The organism is Kaistella flava (ex Peng et al. 2021), assembly GCF_015191005.1.
GTDB classification, from domain to species: domain Bacteria; phylum Bacteroidota; class Bacteroidia; order Flavobacteriales; family Weeksellaceae; genus Kaistella; species Kaistella flava.
On sequence record NZ_CP040442.1, the window covers coordinates 2,633,880 to 2,650,985 of the forward strand.

17 protein-coding genes are annotated in these 17,106 nt (G+C 35.7%); 5 read left to right on the forward strand and 12 right to left on the reverse strand.

The window, feature by feature from the left end:
- Window positions 1-143: 143 nt before the first annotated feature.
- Together Q73A0000_RS11690 and Q73A0000_RS11695 are read left to right on the forward strand one after the other, a co-directional pair.
- Entirely contained in the window at window positions 144-443 is a 300-nt protein-coding gene (locus Q73A0000_RS11690) for a hypothetical protein (RefSeq protein WP_193811119.1), read from the forward strand.
- A gap of 97 nt (window positions 444-540) precedes the next feature.
- A complete protein-coding gene (locus Q73A0000_RS11695) occupies window positions 541-1,353 on the forward strand; it encodes an enoyl-ACP reductase (RefSeq protein WP_193811120.1) in 813 nt (270 codons plus the stop codon).
- A gap of 59 nt (window positions 1,354-1,412) precedes the next feature.
- On the opposite strand, the gene Q73A0000_RS11700 is transcribed toward Q73A0000_RS11695, so the two are convergent.
- Both Q73A0000_RS11700 and Q73A0000_RS11705 read right to left on the reverse strand, forming a co-directional pair.
- The gene (locus Q73A0000_RS11700) at window positions 1,413-2,756 is read right to left on the reverse strand and encodes a M28 family metallopeptidase (RefSeq protein WP_193811121.1); all 1,344 of its coding nucleotides are present in this window, start codon (window positions 2,754-2,756) and stop codon (window positions 1,413-1,415) included.
- Window positions 2,753-3,784, reverse strand: coding sequence for a threonine aldolase family protein (locus tag Q73A0000_RS11705; RefSeq protein ID WP_193811122.1), 1,032 nt, complete (start codon window positions 3,782-3,784; stop codon window positions 2,753-2,755). The genes Q73A0000_RS11700 and Q73A0000_RS11705 overlap by 4 nt, the downstream gene beginning before the upstream one ends.
- 277 nt (window positions 3,785-4,061) lie before the next feature.
- Here Q73A0000_RS11705 and Q73A0000_RS11710 point away from each other — a divergent pair, with 277 nt between their 5' ends.
- From Q73A0000_RS11710 to Q73A0000_RS11720, 3 genes are all read left to right on the forward strand, one after another.
- Window positions 4,062-4,715: a metal-dependent transcriptional regulator gene (locus tag Q73A0000_RS11710; protein WP_193811123.1), complete on the forward strand. Its 654-nt coding sequence runs from the start codon at window positions 4,062-4,064 to the stop codon at window positions 4,713-4,715.
- Window positions 4,716-4,797: 82 nt separating this feature from the next.
- The gene (pruA, locus tag Q73A0000_RS11715) at window positions 4,798-6,423 is read left to right on the forward strand and encodes an L-glutamate gamma-semialdehyde dehydrogenase (RefSeq protein ID WP_193811124.1); all 1,626 of its coding nucleotides are present in this window, start codon (window positions 4,798-4,800) and stop codon (window positions 6,421-6,423) included.
- 165 nt (window positions 6,424-6,588) lie between these two features.
- Complete coding sequence (locus Q73A0000_RS11720) at window positions 6,589-6,831, forward strand: YtxH domain-containing protein (RefSeq protein WP_193811125.1); 243 nt, start codon at window positions 6,589-6,591, stop codon at window positions 6,829-6,831.
- A 139-nt stretch (window positions 6,832-6,970) separates the two neighbouring features.
- Here Q73A0000_RS11720 and Q73A0000_RS11725 read toward each other — a convergent pair whose 3' ends face one another.
- The 10 genes from Q73A0000_RS11725 to nrfD form a co-directional block, all read right to left on the reverse strand.
- The gene (locus Q73A0000_RS11725) at window positions 6,971-7,828 is read right to left on the reverse strand and encodes a neutral zinc metallopeptidase (protein ID WP_193811126.1); all 858 of its coding nucleotides are present in this window, start codon (window positions 7,826-7,828) and stop codon (window positions 6,971-6,973) included.
- Between the two features lie 32 nt (window positions 7,829-7,860).
- On the reverse strand, window positions 7,861-9,939 hold the full coding sequence (locus Q73A0000_RS11730) for an LTA synthase family protein (RefSeq protein ID WP_193811127.1): 2,079 nt from the start codon (window positions 9,937-9,939) through the stop codon (window positions 7,861-7,863).
- 63 nt (window positions 9,940-10,002) lie between these two features.
- Window positions 10,003-10,485 (reverse strand): 6,7-dimethyl-8-ribityllumazine synthase, encoded by a 483-nt coding sequence (gene ribH / locus Q73A0000_RS11735; protein ID WP_193811128.1) that lies wholly within the window; start codon window positions 10,483-10,485, stop codon window positions 10,003-10,005.
- Between the two features lie 15 nt (window positions 10,486-10,500).
- Window positions 10,501-11,211, reverse strand: coding sequence for a tetratricopeptide repeat protein (locus tag Q73A0000_RS11740; protein WP_193811129.1), 711 nt, complete (start codon window positions 11,209-11,211; stop codon window positions 10,501-10,503).
- 122 nt (window positions 11,212-11,333) lie between these two features.
- Window positions 11,334-11,867, reverse strand: coding sequence for an adenine phosphoribosyltransferase (locus tag Q73A0000_RS11745; RefSeq protein ID WP_193811130.1), 534 nt, complete (start codon window positions 11,865-11,867; stop codon window positions 11,334-11,336).
- 1 nt (window position 11,868) lies between these two features.
- On the reverse strand, window positions 11,869-13,065 hold the full coding sequence (locus Q73A0000_RS11750) for a hypothetical protein (RefSeq protein ID WP_244140734.1): 1,197 nt from the start codon (window positions 13,063-13,065) through the stop codon (window positions 11,869-11,871).
- Between the two features lie 80 nt (window positions 13,066-13,145).
- Window positions 13,146-14,477 (reverse strand): quinol:cytochrome C oxidoreductase, encoded by a 1,332-nt coding sequence (locus Q73A0000_RS11755; RefSeq protein WP_193811131.1) that lies wholly within the window; start codon window positions 14,475-14,477, stop codon window positions 13,146-13,148.
- Window positions 14,478-14,492: 15 nt separating this feature from the next.
- A complete protein-coding gene (locus Q73A0000_RS11760; RefSeq protein WP_193811132.1) occupies window positions 14,493-15,203 on the reverse strand; it encodes a c-type cytochrome in 711 nt (236 codons plus the stop codon).
- Window positions 15,196-15,717: a DUF3341 domain-containing protein gene (locus tag Q73A0000_RS11765; protein WP_193811133.1), complete on the reverse strand. Its 522-nt coding sequence runs from the start codon at window positions 15,715-15,717 to the stop codon at window positions 15,196-15,198. The genes Q73A0000_RS11760 and Q73A0000_RS11765 overlap by 8 nt, the downstream gene beginning before the upstream one ends.
- Window positions 15,704-17,104, reverse strand: a complete 1,401-nt coding sequence (gene nrfD, locus Q73A0000_RS11770; RefSeq protein ID WP_193811134.1) for an NrfD/PsrC family molybdoenzyme membrane anchor subunit — start codon at window positions 17,102-17,104, stop codon at window positions 15,704-15,706. The genes Q73A0000_RS11765 and nrfD overlap by 14 nt, the downstream gene beginning before the upstream one ends.
- Window positions 17,105-17,106: the final 2 nt, after the last annotated feature.

A 17,106-nucleotide genomic window follows, 5' to 3' on the forward strand; every position in this document is an offset into this window, starting at 1 on the left:
AAAAAACATTAATTATTGAGTTTAAGAAAATTTTATAATATGTTTAACATAATTTTGGCGTTTTTAGGAATAAATCTTGCAACCTTCTCCAATATCAAATTAAATATTTCGATCACTAAATATTAACATTAAACATTACTATTATGGACAGACAAGATTATAACAAAGCGGAAGATGCAGTACAAAAAGCTAAATGGACGGTAAACGATTACGCTGATAAAGCAAAAGATTACATTCGCGAACAAAAAGAAAAAAATGCGGAGCCCACTCACGAAGGTTGGCTGGAAAGAGCGAAAGAAAATGTAGCAGATGCTTGGCATGATACTAAAGATGCCGTTTCCAGTGCTTGGGAAAAGAGCAAAGATGTTGCAGATGATGCCTGGGACAAGACCAAAGACACCGCAGAAGACGCAAAAGCAGCAGTAAAGAAATCTACTAACTAATCTTGCTTTAAAAGGATACAAAGAACCGTAATGAATACGGTTCTTTTTTTATGCGTTAAACAATAAAAATTTTTTAAATTTGTCTAAAATTAAGATTATGTCATACGGATTATTAAAAGGTAAGAAAGGAATTATTTTCGGAGCCTTAAACGACCAATCCATCGCTTGGAAAGTCGCAGAAAGATGTCATGAAGAAGGAGCTGAATTTATTCTTTCCAACGCACCAATCGCAATGAGAATGGGCGAAATTGACGAGTTAGCAAAAAAAACTGGTTCTGATGTTATTCCAGCAGATGCCACTTCAGTTGAAGATTTGGATAAACTTTTTGCTCATGCTGAAGAAAAATTTGGTAAAATCGATTTCATTCTTCATTCAATTGGAATGTCGGTCAACATTAGAAAAGGAAAATCATATACTGATCTTAATTACGATTTCTTGGAAAAAGGTTGGGACGTTTCTTCCGTTTCTTTCCATAAAGTAATGAAAGCAGCTTGGGATAGAGATATCATGAATGAATGGGGTTCTATTTTGGCCTTAACTTATATCGCTGCACAAAGAGTATTCCCAAATTACGGTGATATGGCAGACAATAAATCTTATCTAGAAAGTATCGCAAGAAGTTTCGGATATTATTGGGGCGACAGAAAAGTACGTGTTAACACGATTTCTCAATCTCCGGTAATGACTAAAGCTGGCGCTGGTGTAAAAGGAATTAGTGGTTTCTTCAACTTCGCAGATAGTATGTCTCCACTTGGAAATGCTGATGCTTTGGATTGTGCAAACTACTGTGTGAGTCTTTTCTCAGACCTAACGAGAAAAGTGACGATGCAAAATCTTTTCCACGATGGTGGCTTCAGTAAAACTGGAGTTTCGCAGAAAATTGTAGATAAATTTGAAGATTTACAATAACTAAATATTTAGTTGAAATATAAATTCCGTCTCGTTAATTTAACGAGACGGAATTTTTTTTATCTGGACACTTTTGGAACAACCGGTAAACTTTGGTTTCCGGAAACAGAAACACTTTGTACCCCAAACAGATAATTATCTTTGGAAAGAGGAACAGTATAAGAAGTTTCTGTCGTGAAAATTCTTTCTGTCCAAACAGGACTGCTGGTTTCACGTATCAAAATTTGATATCCTTTTACTTTTCCTGAGGTTGGTTTTTCCCAACTTAATTTGGTAGAATTTGACAATTCTTTTACATCCATCAAAACATTTTCTGGTTGAGGAGTTGCTTTCGCTAAGTTCGCCAACACGGCAACGTTGACAGCGGTATTGGTTTTTAGATAATCGAAATCCATGAACTCAATTAGATCGCCATATTTTTTATTATTCTCTGTTCTGATGTCCTGATGTTGATGATCATAATTTTCGTAATAATCAGTTAAGCGAACCGCAGTAAATCCACTATTAACAAACGGAGTATGATCACCACCACGTAGAAAACGGTCGTTTCTATAAATTAGTTTAATATCAATATTCTTGACATATTTCTCACCAATCTCTTTTACATATCTTGCTAATTGGCGTGCATTCCCATCATTTTCAAGACCGAAATTCCGAATTCTTGCCGCAGATTTTTCAGTTTCAAAAGCAGACAAACCTTCACTGAAAACTCTTAATTTTGGAGTTCCGTCATTCTTCGGTGCATCGAAACTGTTGTTCCCAATCATGTCGTTATTTAAAACAGCCTCAACTTCCCACTTCTCCGCCTTTGCTTTATCTGAAAGCATTTTCGCTCCTAATAAACCTTGCTCTTCCCCGCTTACCGCCACAAAAAGAATGCTCATCGGAAATTTTGATTTACTTAAAACCCTTGCACTTTCGATTACCGCAGCAACTCCACTTCCATCGTCATTAGCGCCTGGCGCGTAATCGGTCGAATTCAAAACATCAGAAACTCTGGAATCCAAATGTCCGGAAATGATAATGATTCTTTTGTCTGTTGGATCAGTTCCTTTTAAAAGAGCGATCGCATTTCCAAGATTAGTTACTTTATTAATTCGCTTTCCGTCAGGTTGTAAATCTTCATTTTGTAGAAATACTTCCATTCTTCCATCAGCATTTTTCGCATAACTTCTAAACTTCGATAATACCCAATTTCTTGCAGCACCGATTCCTTTGTCTTTATCGGTCGTAGAACTCATCGTGTGACGGGTTCCAAAACTGACCAACTTTTCAATATTGGCTCTAAGTGAATCCTTACTTACATTTTTTACATATCCAGCAATTTCAGGATCCTTGTCCTGTTTTTGTGCGTTGAAACCTACGGCGAGCAATACGCTCAAAAAGAAGACTGTTTTTTTCATTTTAAATTTTTTATTTCGGTGATGAATTTTTCTATAATCTCATTTGTTGTGGCCCAAGAAGTAATTAAACGAATTGCCGATTTCTCTTCATCCAATTTCTTCCAGACGTAAAAATCAAAGTTAGTCGAAAGTTCGTCAATTTGATTTTGATTTAAAATCGGAAAGATTTGGTTGGTAAAAGTCTCACATAAAAATTCACAACCAATTTGTTTAAAGGCTTCTTTAATTTTCATGGCTTGTTGATTCGCATTCTTCGCCAAATCAAAATACAAATCCTCTTTCAACAATTCCTGAAACTGAATTCCGAGCAAACGACCCTTTGCCAGCATAGCGCCTTTTTGTTTTAAATGGAAACCGAATTCTTCCTGTAAACTTTCATTATTAATGATAATTGCTTCGCCAATCAAAGCACCATTTTTTGTTCCTCCCAAATAAAAGGCGTCTGTATATTTTCCAAAATCTTCTAAAGTCAAATCATTGGTTTCTGCAGTTAAAGCATGTCCTAATCGAGCTCCGTCAACAAATAAATAAAGATCTTTATCCTGACAGAATTGGTATAAATCAATCAATTCCTTTCTAGAATAAATCGTTCCCAACTCTGTGGAGTTCGAAATGTACACCATTTTCTGTTTAACCTGATGTGGTTTATTTTGATGACCGTCAATTAATTTTTGAATATCATTGGCATAAATTTTCCCATCTTTATTTTCAATCCCGTGCACTTTATGTCCGGTTGCTTCAATTGCGCCACTTTCGTTGGTGAAAATGTGACCAGTATCAGGAGAAACAACACTTTCATGTGGTCGTAAAAAAGCCGAAATAATAATTAAGTTCGCTTGCGTTCCTCCGGAAACTAAAAAAACTTTAGCCTTAGGATTATTTATTTTTTGCTTAATAATCTGCTCCGCGTCTATCGAATAATCATCGAGGCCGTAACCATTCTGCTGTATTAGGTTCGTCTGAATCAATGCTTCTAAAACCTGAGGATGAGCGCCTTCGGCATAATCATTTTTAAAGGAATATTTCATGGATTAAATTTAGAAAAAAGGGTGAATAAAACCATACAAAATGGGTGAAAAAACTTAACATTTAAAAACTTTTTAATTCATCTTTGTACTATCAAACTAACCAAATATAAAACTAATAACCATTTTTTTAACATCCAATTTTTAGAGTTGAACGTTGGGTTCAAGATTTTCTAAAAGAGGTGTAAATTTTTCTTCATGTATTTTTATTTAAAAGTAAGCGTGTGATTTTTTACACGCTTTTATTTTGTTAGATTTGCACCATCAACAATCTAACTTTATGATTTCACTTACAGAAGAAAATTATTTAAAAGCAATTTTTCATTTAAGAAACGACGACAATACAGTAACTGTAAACGAGTTAAGTAAATTTTTAAATGTAAAAATGCCGAGTGTTAATAATATGATGAAGAAGTTTGCACAAAAAGAATGGATCATCTATGAAACTTATAAACCATTAAAAATCACCAAAGAAGGAAATAAACAAGCTGCTTTAATTGTAAGAAAACACCGCCTCACCGAAATGTTTCTCGTTGAAAAAATGAATTTTGGTTGGGAGAATGTACATGAAATTGCCGAACAATTAGAACACGTTCATTCCGATATCTTCTTTGATAAAATGGATGAACTTCTACAATATCCAAAATTTGATCCTCATGGCGAACCGATTCCCGATAAAGAAGGAAATATCATCGCCTTAGATTTGAAAAAATTAAGCAGTTGCAAAATTGGCGATCAAATCATTTTCAGCTCTGTGACCGTTTCTGATGATGAATTCCTAAGTTATCTCAATAGTAAACAATTGGAATTAGGTAAAAAACTCGAAATCATAGAAATCGAAAAATACGATCAATCGATGACAATTCTGAAAGATGACAGTTCTACAATTACTCTCAGCAAGATGGTTTGCGATAAAATGCTGGTGAAGTACTAGATTTCAGCCATGCCAATTTTTGGAATATAACTCGAATTCCCTTAACTTTGTAATAATCTAAAAATCAATAAAAATTAAAAATATGTCAAAAGCAATTTCACAGGTTCCTTTCGCAATAAATGAGCCGGTTAGAACTTATGAGCCGGGTTCAGAGGAGGTAAAATCCCTGATCGCAACTTATAAAAAAATGTGGAAAGAGAAAGTTGAAATACCTATGGTTATCGGCGGTAAAGAAATCAAAACTTCTGAAAAAGTAGTGATTAATTCTCCACAAGATCACCAACATAATTTAGGTTTCTACTACAAAGGAGACATGAGTCATGTAGACGACGCTATTAATTCTGCTTTAGCAGCGAGAGACAAATGGAACAATTTAGGATGGGAACATCGTGCAGCGATTTTCTTGAAAGCGGCTGATTTACTTGCTGGTCCTTATAGAAATCGTTTGAATGCAGCTACCATGATCGCTCAAAGTAAGAATGTTCATCAAGCAGAAATAGATGCTGCATGTGAATTCATCGACTTCTTGCGTTTCAACGTAGAATTCATGACTGAAATGTACAGCGAGCAACCAGTTTCAGACAGCGGAATTTGGAACAGATCAGAATACAGACCATTAGAAGGTTTTTGTTTTGCGGTAACTCCGTTTAACTTTACAGCTATTGCGGGAAACTTGCCAACTTGTATGGCGATGATGGGAAATGTAGTTGTTTGGAAACCATCTGACAAACAAGTTTATTCAGCAACAGTTATTATGGACGCTCTTATTGAAGCGGGTTTACCTGCTGGAGTTATCAATATGATATTCACTGATGGAAAAGAGACTGCTGAAAAAGTATTGTCTCATCCAGATTTTGCAGGCCTTCATTTTACAGGTTCAACTAAAGTTTTCCAAAATTTATGGAAAATGATGGGAGCTAATATCCATACTTATAAGACCTATCCAAGAATTGTGGGAGAGACTGGTGGAAAAGATTTCATCATGGTTCATCCTTCTGCGAACGTAGATGCTGTGGCAACTGCAATGGTTCGTGGCGCTTTCGAATATCAAGGTCAGAAATGTTCTGCTGCTTCAAGAGCTTATGTTCCTCAATCTCTTTGGAATGATGTGAAAAAGGTGATTGAAGCTCAGATGAAAACCATTAAAGTGGGAAGTCCAGAAGATCCTTCTAACTTCGTGAATGCGGTGATTGATCAAAACTCTTTTGAAAAATGTAAAGGTTATATCGAGAGAGCTGAAAAATCAAACGAAGCAAAAGTAATTATTGGTGGAAAATGTGACGATTCAAAAGGATGGTTTGTAGAACCAACTGTTATTGAAGCATCTAACCCAAGATATGAATCTGTATGTGAAGAAATCTTCGGACCAATTCTTTCTGTATATGTTTATGAAGATAAAGACTGGACGGCTACTTTGAAATTAGTTGATGAAACTTCTCCTTACTCTTTAACAGGTGCAATTTTCTCTCAAGACCGTTATGCAATTGATGAAGCTTACAAAGCGTTAGAAAATGCGGCAGGAAACTTCTATATCAACGACAAACCAACAGGAGCTGTTGTAGGGCAACAACCTTTCGGTGGAGCAAGAGCTTCAGGTACGAACGATAAAGCAGGTTCTAAAATGAACTTGTTGAGATGGGTTTCTGTAAGAAGTATTAAAGAAACTTTTGTTTCTCCAAAAGATTACAAATATCCTTATTTAGGATAAAATCCTATTTCTTTTTAATTAAAGTTAAAATAATATCCGTCTCGTTAAATTAGCGAGACGGATTTTTTTTAACAAAATTTTAATGATTACTAAAACTCTTTGGCACAGATTTTACATATTAAATCGTATCAAATTAATTATTCATTAAATTAAAAACATACTATTATGGGGACTAAAAAGAACGGATTATTAGCATTATTAGGACTTGGAGCATTGGTATGGTGGAAATACAAAAACGCTACACCAGAACAGCAACAAGCAGTAAAAGATAAAGTGAATACGGCAAAAGATAATTTCAACAAATGGGGAAATGATTTGAAGGACAAAGCGACTGACGTAGCATCACAAGTTCAGGACAAGGTTAATCAGGCGACAACTTCAGTTGAAGATTCTGTAAACCAAAACTAAAAAGACACATTCAATCACATTCATATATTTTAATAAACCGCAGTGTATTCATTTACACAGCGGTTTTTTTATATCAAAAAAATCCCGACTAATCGGGATTTTAATTTCTTATAGAAAAGATATATTATTTACAGTATTTCTATTTTAACAAAGCATCGAAGGTATCTCCCTGGCGAATATCTCCGGTATTATAACCTTTCATAAACCAATCCTTTCTTTGCTGTGAACTACCATGTGTAAAGCTTTCCTGATTCACATAACCTTGCGAACGTTTTTGAATATTATCATCACCAACGGCTTCAGCTGCAGAAATGGCAGATTCTATATCTCCAGGTTCTAAGATATGCTCTCTGCTGTCCGTTTGTTTTGCCCAAACTCCAGCATAAAAATCTGCTTGCAATTCAGTTGCGACAGAAACACGATTCATATCTGCTTCAGAATATTTTCTACTGCTTCTAAGTTGATCTACTTTTTGAGTTGTTCCTAAAAGTGTTTGAACATGATGTCCCATTTCGTGAGCCAATACGTAAGCAATAGAAAACTCAGTTACTTTTGCACCGAACCGTTGTTCCAATTCTTTGAAAAAGCTCATGTCCATATAAACTGTTTCATCAGCCGGACAATAAAATGGTCCCATGGCAGCTTCTGCAGTTCCACACCCAGATTGGGTTACAGATTCAAACATCACCACTTTTGCAGGACGGTATTGCATCCCATTTTCATTGAATATTTTAGTCCAGGTTTTCTCATTTTCAGCCGTAATCATTTCAACAAAATCACGAACCTTAAGTTCGTTTGCCGTCAAATCACGTTGTTCTGTTTGCGGACCAGTATTCCCCATTCCTGAGGATAAAATCGCCGATGGATCACCTCCAAGAAAAAATATAATAGCCGCAATAATTAAAGTTCCCAAACCTCCACCGACAAGCCCTCCTGCGCCACCGCCAGATCCTCGTCTGTCATCAACATTTCCGCTTCTATCGTTTGTCCATTTCATAACTAAATCTTTTTCTAAAATTACAAAAAAAATTATTTATTGAGTTTGTTTTCTTTCAACCAAAACGAAACACTTTGGTAAACAGCGATACAATTATCAACTAAACCTTGCTGTAAATTCTTAACCGGTGTTTCATCATAAAAGATTTTGAAATCCTCTGGATTTTTGGATGGTTGTAAACTTAAAGAATACTGTTTTACCTTTTTAGTCGGAGAAATAATGGTTAAATAATTATCTTTAATTAAACCTAAATCCTGATAAGTTGCGATGTAGGCTTTTGGCTCAAAGCTTTTAGTAAAAACATCCTGACCTAAAAATTTCGATTGGTATTTAAAATTTAATAAACCAAATAATGTTGGCATTACATCAATTTGTGACATGGTCTGCGTAAATTTCTGCGGCTCGATAAAACCTTCAGAAAAAATCAATCCTGGAATTCTATATTTATCCATCGGAAGTTCTGTTTTACCAGCACTTGAAGCGCAATGATCGGCAACGATAACAAAGACGGTGTTTTTATACCAAGATTGTTTTTTTGCCATTTCGAAAAACTTACGAATAGAGTAATCTGTATATTTTACGCCACCATCACGAGATTTCGCAGTTCCGGGAATATCAATTCTTCCGTCTGGATACGTAAATGGTCGGTGGTTAGAAACCGTCATCCAATGGTGGAAGAATGTTTTTCCAGCTTTGGCTTCCTCATTCATTACTTCAATGGCTTTCTTTGCCATATCTTCATCTGAAACTCCCCAAACATTAGCAAAGGTAATTTCTTCAGGTTTAAAGTTATTTCTATCAACGATTCCGTAACCATTTCCTTTGTAGAAATCTTCCATATTATCGAAATAGCTGTAACCTCCATAAAGAAATTTCACATCGTAACCTTTCGATTGGAAAACGCTTCCAGTCGTGAACTTATTTTTGTTGTTCTCTCTCTTCACCACACTTTCTCCCGCCGTTGGTGGAATACATAAAGTAAGCGCTTCTAAACCACGTACCGTTCTGTTTCCGGTTGCGTAAAGATTGGTAAACATCAATGATTTATCTGCCAAGCTATCTAAGAAGGGCATTATCTTTTGATCATTTCCATAATGCTCCATGAATTCTGCAGATAAACTTTCAATTGAAATTAATACCACATTTTTACGAACTTCCGGATTTTCAGGATTGATATCTCTAACTAAAGTTGGTGGATCAAACTGTTTTAAAAAATCACTTTCTGCAGCTTGTTGATTAATGGTTGGATAGAATTGAAAGAAATCCAATTCCTTTTGAGTAAATGCATTAAAAAACTTTGGAAAACCATTGGCCTGAATTTCCTGTGCAAACGTATTATCAGTTTTCACTTTACCTAATTTAGAAATGATGAATAAGCTGATTCCACATAAAACAACGAAGGAAACTAATAAGATAATCTTTTGAATGAAAGTCGGCAGCGTTAATAATTCGTCTTTTGTCTTTTTATAAATGAACCAAGTAACGATTAAAGTAAGTGATAAAATCGCAGCGAATAACGGAACAACAGGATAACTTTCCATGATGTTCCCAATGACCTCATTGGTGTAAATTAAATAATCAACGGCAATGAAATTATAGCGAACTCCAAATTCATTCCAGAAAAAGTACTCGCTTACTCCATTGAAAATAATTACCATCACGTATAAAAACAATATTATGAAATAAAGAATATTTCGAATTTTAATTCTTTGAGTAGGAAGGAAAAGCATTAATCCAAACAGAAAAGTTTTCAAACCGATAAAGGCCATCGCTATTTCTGGGAAAGAGCCACCATATTGTTTAAAAATATTTCCAGGGACAAAAGCTGTATATAAAAAGGCTAAAACAAAAAGTCCAAAAATGATATATCCGTACGGCTTTTTATATTTTGAATCTGAGAGAAACAAAGAGTAAATAGCGAATATACTGCTCGCTAAAATAAAGACAAATACATCTGTCAAGCCACCAATAAAGAGAATTTTTAAACTTTCAAAAAACCCAAAAGTCACGGTTGTGATTGGGTGAAAGATAAAGATGATTCTTACAATCAGGGAAACCAAGCCATAGAAAAGGCCCAAATACAAATACGGTTTTAGTTTCGATGCGAACATAATCTTATGGTATTTTTGACTTTTAAGGTCAGGTTATTTTAAAAACAATGAAGCTGATCTTTTTTACAAATTCCTTTTGAAATCAATCATCTGCAACGCAGTAACGGCAGCTTCAACTCCTTTATTCCCAAGAGCGCCACCACTTCTGGCAATCGATTGCTCTTTGGTATCATCAGTTAATAGACAGAAAATTGTTGGAACATCTGTTAGGATATTACAATCTTTAATTCCCTGTGCGACGGCAGAACAAACATAATCAAAATGTGAGGTCTCGCCACGTATTACGCAACCAATTGCAATAATTGCATCAAAGTATTTTGTTTTACAAAGTTGCATCGAAGCATAATTCAGTTCGAAAGCACCAGGAACTTGAAAAACTTTAATATTCTCTTCTTTAACCCCTTCTTTCTTAAGCACTTCTAAAGCGCCATTACGAAGGTTAAAGGTTACAAAATCATTCCATTCTGAAACGACAATGCCAATTCTAAAAGAACTGGCATCGTTTATTTGTAATGGTTGATAATCAGACAGATTTACAGTCGCCATTATAGTATTTTTTAATTAGAAATATTTTACCATTTCGATATACGACTCAGACATTCCGTTATCGTAATCTTGATATTTTTCGTCAATTGTAGAGAAATATTTTTTCGCGTCGGCATTCTTTTTCAAAGCTAATGCAACGATTCCTGCTTTTCTAGTAAAGTAGTAAGAAGTGTAAGGATCGTCTGAGGCAGAAGTTGCTTTATTCAAAAGAGATAATGCATCATCACTTCTGTTAAGGTTAGCCTGGCAATCTGCCATCGCACCATATTTCAAAGCCATTAAGATTTTATTATCGGAAGAAAATTTATCAAGCAAATCGAAAGCTTCCTGGTATTTTCCTTCTTTAAATTTAATTAATCCAGCATTGTATGCAGAAAGTTTACCAACCTTGGTTCCAGAATACTCATTATAAGTTCCCAAATAACCAGGATTTGCTGCGCTTTTTCCACCTAAAGCTAAATCGTCTTTACCATCAGCCAAATTTTTCTGAGCTGCAAGATAACTTAGAGTTGCCTCTTCATTTCTTGGTCCTTCATAAAACTGCTGAAAAGCAAAATATCCTAAAACACCTAGCAATAATGCACCGAAAACGATCATTAAAGATTTAGCATTTTTTTCGAGAAACTTCTCAGTATCGAGTGCACCTCTGTCTAGGTCTTTGAAAACTTCAACAGTTTCCTTTCCTTCCATTTCTTTTTTACTGGTGCGTGAATTGAATTTTGCCATAATTTTGATAAAAATTGAAGTGCAAATTTAACTGTTTTTAAGCGATATACAAAATTATGCTCAAAAAAACATTTTCAGTTAAATTTTACTTCATAAAAAGTTATAAATTGTTATAATTAACGCTAGTATGTTAGGATTTGGTGAACTTCAGCATTAAATTTTTTCAGTCGGTTTTCGCCTTCCAAATCCTTAAGTCCAATAAGAAAACTAAACTGCGAAACAATTCCTCCTTGTTTTTGAACAAGATTTGCTGCTGCTTCTGTAGTTCCTCCAGTTGCCAATAAATCATCGTGAATTAAAATTCTTTGACCTTTTTGTAATTGTCCTGTTCGCATTTCTATTTCTGCAGAACCATATTCTAAGTCATATTTTTGACTCACAAATGGTGGAGGTAACTTCCCTTGCTTCCGTATCAAAATAAAAGGAACATCTAAAGCCACGGCAATTGCAATCCCAAAAAGATAACCACGACTTTCAATTCCGCAAACCGCATCGATCTTTCCGCGGCTAAAATTTGCTAAGTCAGCAATAACCTGTTCGTAAAGTTTTGGGTTAAGAAATATGGGCGTAATATCTTTAAACTGAATACCGGGTTTCGGAAAATCAGGGATATTCTGAATGGTATTTTCTAAATCTTGAATAAGTTGATGATTCATTTTAATTGATTTTATAACTAGAAATTTTCCAGTCGCCATTTACATTCTTTAAACCAAAAGTAACTTGCACCGCAGTTGTTCTACCTTCTTTATCGGTAATATCGTAAGTCGCATTTACACTTGCTGCATTTGGACCCGTATTATTGGTCGTCATGTTTTTTACGTTAATGTTTTTCACACCACCAAAACCGGAAGTTGGATTAGAGAAGGTTTCATAAGAACCCCAATTTGGATTGTCAGCAATATCATAAGCTCCACGAAGATTCTGATTCGATAAATTATTAAGGAATTTTGAGACGTTGGTCTTAGGATCAGCAGTCGGCACTTTTGCATCTGCAGTTACGCCAGAACCATCAGGTGTTATGAAAGTAGCTTCAGCATCCGAATTTGAAGGGATATCCTCGGTATTTACGACAGGCATCAACAAAGCTTTAGGATTTACCGGAACTCCAATTTTCGACATTTTTAAAGTCTTCTTTGTTGTTTTAACTGAAACGGTAATATCAATACTTTGATCTATAATTTTTTCTGCAGGCAGTGATGCAAATTTCACATTAAATCCTTTGAAGTTGTTATCCAACATTAAGTTTTTTGAAGTGAAAATACGATTGCCGCCACTGTATACTTCCAGAACTGTTTCTAAAGCTGCACCATTAAAACTAATTGACTCTCCTTTAGCATCGACTAATCTCGGAATAACCTGTAAAGATTGTGCTCCTAAAACGCCGTCACCAATACTTTTTACGTCTACACTTAAAGAGCTTGCCTGAATATCATTTGCATCAAATTCTTTTGCCTGATCATTTCCAAAGATATTCATTTCACCCAACGATGGCGGTCCTGTACTCGTCCATTCCACCCCATTCTTTTGAGCGACCTGATCTGCGAGTGAAAATATCTGCGGAACTTTCATTCCATTAATTAAAACACCAAGCGCTTTCAACTCATTAACATCTCCATCGGCATCAACTCCAAAAGTCTTTAAAATATAAAGCGCTTCATTAAACTTAACCTGTTGCAAAGTATTGAGACTGGAAGCCATATCATTAATACTGGACTGCAAAGTTTGGGTGGTTGTAGCATCAGCAGCATCTTTTTTACAACTTACAAAAAGCAGTAATAATGCTACTACAAAAAATCGACTCCTTTTTAGCAAAGCAGTCTTTGTAAATAGAGACTTGGTAATAAATTGATTCATCTTTAGTATAGGTTTCTAACAAATTTATAAAAAAATCCCGACAAAGGCCGGGATTATAATTTTGAATTAAATTCAATTATTTAGAAAGGATATTCGTAAATTTTTGATTCCTGTACGAATGGATTTCCTTCAGGAATTAATTTAAGTTTGGATAAGGTTGTTAATACAACTAGAAGGAATGAACCTAAGCCGATTAATACCGCTCCAAGATTTGTTAACAATCCTGTGATATTTTCCCAGTATGGTCCTACCGTTCCAGGCATTACCATATTGTAATATACTAACCACTGACCACAAATAACAATTACCGCTACGGTCATCATTACTGTATAATTTCTTTTAATGCTTGAACTTACCATTACTGTTAAAGGAATTGCAAAATTCAAAAGTAAAATTGACCAAAATGCCCATGAGTAATATTCAAATCTTCCGTAGAAATAATTTACTTCTTCAGGAATATTAGCGTACCAATATAACATGAACTGTGCAAACCAAGTATACGTCCATAGCATACTTAAAGCGAATAAATAAACTCCTAAATCATGTAAGTGATTATCATTGAACTGAGGAAGAAATCCTTTTTTCTTTAAATAAACACTGATCAATAAAATAACAGCTACAGCACTTGCCCAAGCACTTACCATTGCATACCAAATATACATTGTAGAATACCAGTGCGGGTCAATAGACATCAACCAGTCCCATGCCCAAGCTGCTGAACAGAAACCGAAAAATACGATATAACAAATATTCCAAGTGTAATATTTTGCGTAAACAGATCTACTTTTGGTTTCATCAACACTCTTAGAAAGTGATTTCAATTTCCAAGCGAAGAACGAAGCTCCGATTACATAAAAAAGTGTTCTAAATGCGTAAAAAGGAATATTTAAGAATGTTTTCTTTTCAAAAAGAATTGGATCAAAGTTTTCACTTTTCGGATCGGTTAAAGTTCCATCCATCCAGTGGAATAAATGGCCCATATGGGTGACATTCAATATCATAAGAATGATAACAACTGCTCCTGCAAATGGGATAAATGATGCAACTGCTTCTATCACTCTCAGAATAATAATTGACCATCCTGCGTGAGAAGCATTTTGAATAGCGTAGAAAAACAATGCACAACAACTTAAAGCAAAAAGGAAAACCGCTACGGTATGAACTGCTGCTAAAGGTTGGTTTTTAAACTGCATTGTTGCATGCTCTAAATGCGCAGCGTGATCTTGCGGCCCCACCATTTCACTAGAGTTTAACGGAGCATGATTTCCGCCAGCATGCACTGCTTCCATCATATGTTCAATCTGCGTCTCGTCAGTTCCATGATTCATAAAGTAACCAGCTCCAAAAAGAACTAATCCCAGAACGATGAATACGATTGAATATAATCTTAATTTAGGTGAAAAACTATACATTTTTTTTACTCTTTTTTATTTTTTAGGACTCGTACTAGATTCTGCTGTATTCGCAACTGGTGTTGCGTTTGCGGCAACCGCGGCTGGAGCTGCAGTAAGCCCTCCTTTAAATTCATTCATAATATACAATGCAACTCTCCATCGATCACCAGGTTTTAATTGGCCTGCGTAAGAACCCATTGAGTTTCTACCATGTGTTAATACATAATGTACAGAACCTATGGTTATTTCTCTATCTGCATATTTTGGTACTCCTGCATAAGCTCCACTCACTACGATTGGACCTTGTCCGTCTCCAGCAGTTCCGTGGCACGCAGCACAAGTCTGATCAAATAACAGTTTACCTCTTTTAGTATCTTTTTCCTGATTCGCAGGATCTAAAGGAGAAGCGGTAATTAACTTAGAAGCATCATAGCCTTCATTATATTCTAAAGGAAGCATTGCTTTATTAGCTGCTGGATCTGCAAGTCCTTCTGGATTTTGCGAAACAGTTCCATCAACCGGGCCTAAACCAGTTGCTCCGTCCAATTTTGCAAATGCAGGGATTTCGTTCTCGTGATCTGAATAAGCAATATCAGCTTTCATCAAAGGATCATAAGCAACAGGAAAATACATATCGGGAAAATAAACCAAAGGTGGATTTTCTTTGCTACAAGAACTTAAAGTAATTGCGGCACATCCTAAGATTGCTGTAATTTTAAATATATTCTTTGTCATTTTAAGCATCTTTTACAGTTATTTCTTCAACTCCGGTTTCAATCAGAATTTGTTTTACTGCATCTACATTATCTGTAACAAATTCCATCATAAATTTATCATCAGTTGTTCTCGGATCAGGGTTCTGAGGAGGACAACCAGGATACATTTTATTTCTAAATAAGAAGGTAAGTGACATCATGTGCGCGGCACAAAATACCATTAACTCAAACATTGGAACAACAAATGCTGGCATGTTGGTTCCCCATTTAAAAGCGGGTTTACCACCGATATTCATCGGCCAGTCATGATTCATGGTGTACCAAGTAACCAGGATTCCTATTGTTAATCCATATACTGCATAAATAAAAGCAGCATCAGAAATTCTTGTTTTTCTTAAACCTAAAGCATGGTCTAGTCCATGTACCGGGAACGGTGTATAGACTTCAGCAATAGCAATTCCTTTATCATTAAACGCTTTAACGCCATCTAACAAATCATCGTCGTCGGCATAAATACCGTATACTATTTTAGTGGTGCTCATCTTCTTCTTCTTTTGCTTTATAAGTTTCACCTGATATTTTCAAGATTGTCTTCAATTCTGCCTGTGCAATTACAGGGAATGTTCTTGCGTACAATAAGAACAGTACTCCAAAGAATCCAATTGTTCCTAAGAAAACTCCTACATCAATGATACTTGGTTTAAACATTGTCCAAGAACTTGGTAAGTAATCTCTCGCAATGTTAATTACGATAATATCAAATCTCTCGAACCACATTCCTATGTTAATAATTAAAGCAATAATAAATGTTGCCATAATATTTGTTCTCACTTTTTTGAACCAGAATAATGCAGGAACTACTAAGTTACAAATAATCAATGCCCAAAACGCCCACCAGTACGGACCGGTTGCTGCTCCTGGAGAAAGATAAGTAAAGTCCTCAAATCTAGATCCAGAATACCATGCGATAAAATACTCAGTTCCATAAGCTACAGTAACCATACCACCTGTTACGATAATTACGATGTTCATAATTTCGATATGATACATTGTAATGTAATCTTCTAAGTGAGCTACTTTTCTAGCAACTAATAATAAAGTCTGTACCATTGCGAATCCAGAGAAAACTGCTCCTGCAACGAAGTATGGTGGATAAATAGTAGAGTGCCATCCTTTAATTACTGAAGTAGCAAAGTCAAAGGATACCGTGGTGTGTACCGAGAATACAAGTGGAGTTGCTAAACCTGCTAAAACCAAAGATAATTCTTCGAATCGTTGCCAGTGTTTTGCTTTTCCACCCCAACCAAAAGCAAGGAAGGTATAAATTCTTTTTGTCCAAGGTGTTTTTGCACGGTCTCTGATCATCGCAAAATCCGGAATCAATCCCATAAACCAGAATACTGTGGATACGGAGAAATACGTAGAAATTGCAAATACATCCCAAAGAAGAGGAGAGTTAAAGTTGGTCCAAAGAGAACCGAACTGGTTAGGTAAAGGGAATACCCAATATCCTACCCAAACTCTACCCATGTGAATTACAGGGAAAATAGCCGCTTGAACTACCGCGAAGATGGTCATCGCCTCGGCAGAACGGTTAACAGACATTCTCCATCTTTGTCTAAATAATAGTAATACTGCAGAAATAAGTGTACCAGCGTGACCGATACCTACCCACCAAACGAAGTTGGTAATGTCCCATCCCCAGTTGTTGGTTCTGTTAAGTCCCCAAGCACCGATACCGGTACCGATGGTGTATGCGATACAGCCGAATCCATAAATGAATAAAGCCAATGCAATCCAGAAAGAAACCCACCATAGTTTTCCTGCTCGTTCCTCTACAGGTCTGGCGATATCTTCTGTTATATCATGATAAGTCTTGTGACCAATAATTAAAGGTTCCCTTATCGGAGCTTCGTAGTGTCCTGACATTT

Bases quoted from the DNA above. Each gene is read 5' to 3' on its own strand.
- Q73A0000_RS11690 (WP_193811119.1), top strand. From the start codon at position 144: ATGGACAGACAAGATTATAACAAAGCGGAAGATGCAGTACAAAAAGCT.
- Q73A0000_RS11695 (WP_193811120.1), top strand. From the start codon at position 541: ATGTCATACGGATTATTAAAAGGTAAGAAAGGAATTATTTTCGGAGCC.
- Q73A0000_RS11700 (WP_193811121.1), bottom strand. From the start codon at position 2,756: ATGAAAAAAACAGTCTTCTTTTTGAGCGTATTGCTCGCCGTAGGTTTC.
- Q73A0000_RS11705 (WP_193811122.1), bottom strand. From the start codon at position 3,784: ATGAAATATTCCTTTAAAAATGATTATGCCGAAGGCGCTCATCCTCAG.
- Q73A0000_RS11710 (WP_193811123.1), top strand. From the start codon at position 4,062: ATGATTTCACTTACAGAAGAAAATTATTTAAAAGCAATTTTTCATTTA.
- pruA (WP_193811124.1), top strand. From the start codon at position 4,798: ATGTCAAAAGCAATTTCACAGGTTCCTTTCGCAATAAATGAGCCGGTT.
- Q73A0000_RS11720 (WP_193811125.1), top strand. From the start codon at position 6,589: ATGGGGACTAAAAAGAACGGATTATTAGCATTATTAGGACTTGGAGCA.
- Q73A0000_RS11725 (WP_193811126.1), bottom strand. From the start codon at position 7,828: ATGAAATGGACAAACGATAGAAGCGGAAATGTTGATGACAGACGAGGA.
- Q73A0000_RS11730 (WP_193811127.1), bottom strand. From the start codon at position 9,939: ATGTTCGCATCGAAACTAAAACCGTATTTGTATTTGGGCCTTTTCTAT.
- ribH (WP_193811128.1), bottom strand. From the start codon at position 10,485: ATGGCGACTGTAAATCTGTCTGATTATCAACCATTACAAATAAACGAT.
- Q73A0000_RS11740 (WP_193811129.1), bottom strand. From the start codon at position 11,211: ATGGCAAAATTCAATTCACGCACCAGTAAAAAAGAAATGGAAGGAAAG.
- Q73A0000_RS11745 (WP_193811130.1), bottom strand. From the start codon at position 11,867: ATGAATCATCAACTTATTCAAGATTTAGAAAATACCATTCAGAATATC.
- Q73A0000_RS11750 (WP_244140734.1), bottom strand. From the start codon at position 13,065: ATGAATCAATTTATTACCAAGTCTCTATTTACAAAGACTGCTTTGCTA.
- Q73A0000_RS11755 (WP_193811131.1), bottom strand. From the start codon at position 14,477: ATGTATAGTTTTTCACCTAAATTAAGATTATATTCAATCGTATTCATC.
- Q73A0000_RS11760 (WP_193811132.1), bottom strand. From the start codon at position 15,203: ATGCTTAAAATGACAAAGAATATATTTAAAATTACAGCAATCTTAGGA.
- Q73A0000_RS11765 (WP_193811133.1), bottom strand. From the start codon at position 15,717: ATGAGCACCACTAAAATAGTATACGGTATTTATGCCGACGACGATGAT.
- nrfD (WP_193811134.1), bottom strand. From the start codon at position 17,104: ATGTCAGGACACTACGAAGCTCCGATAAGGGAACCTTTAATTATTGGT.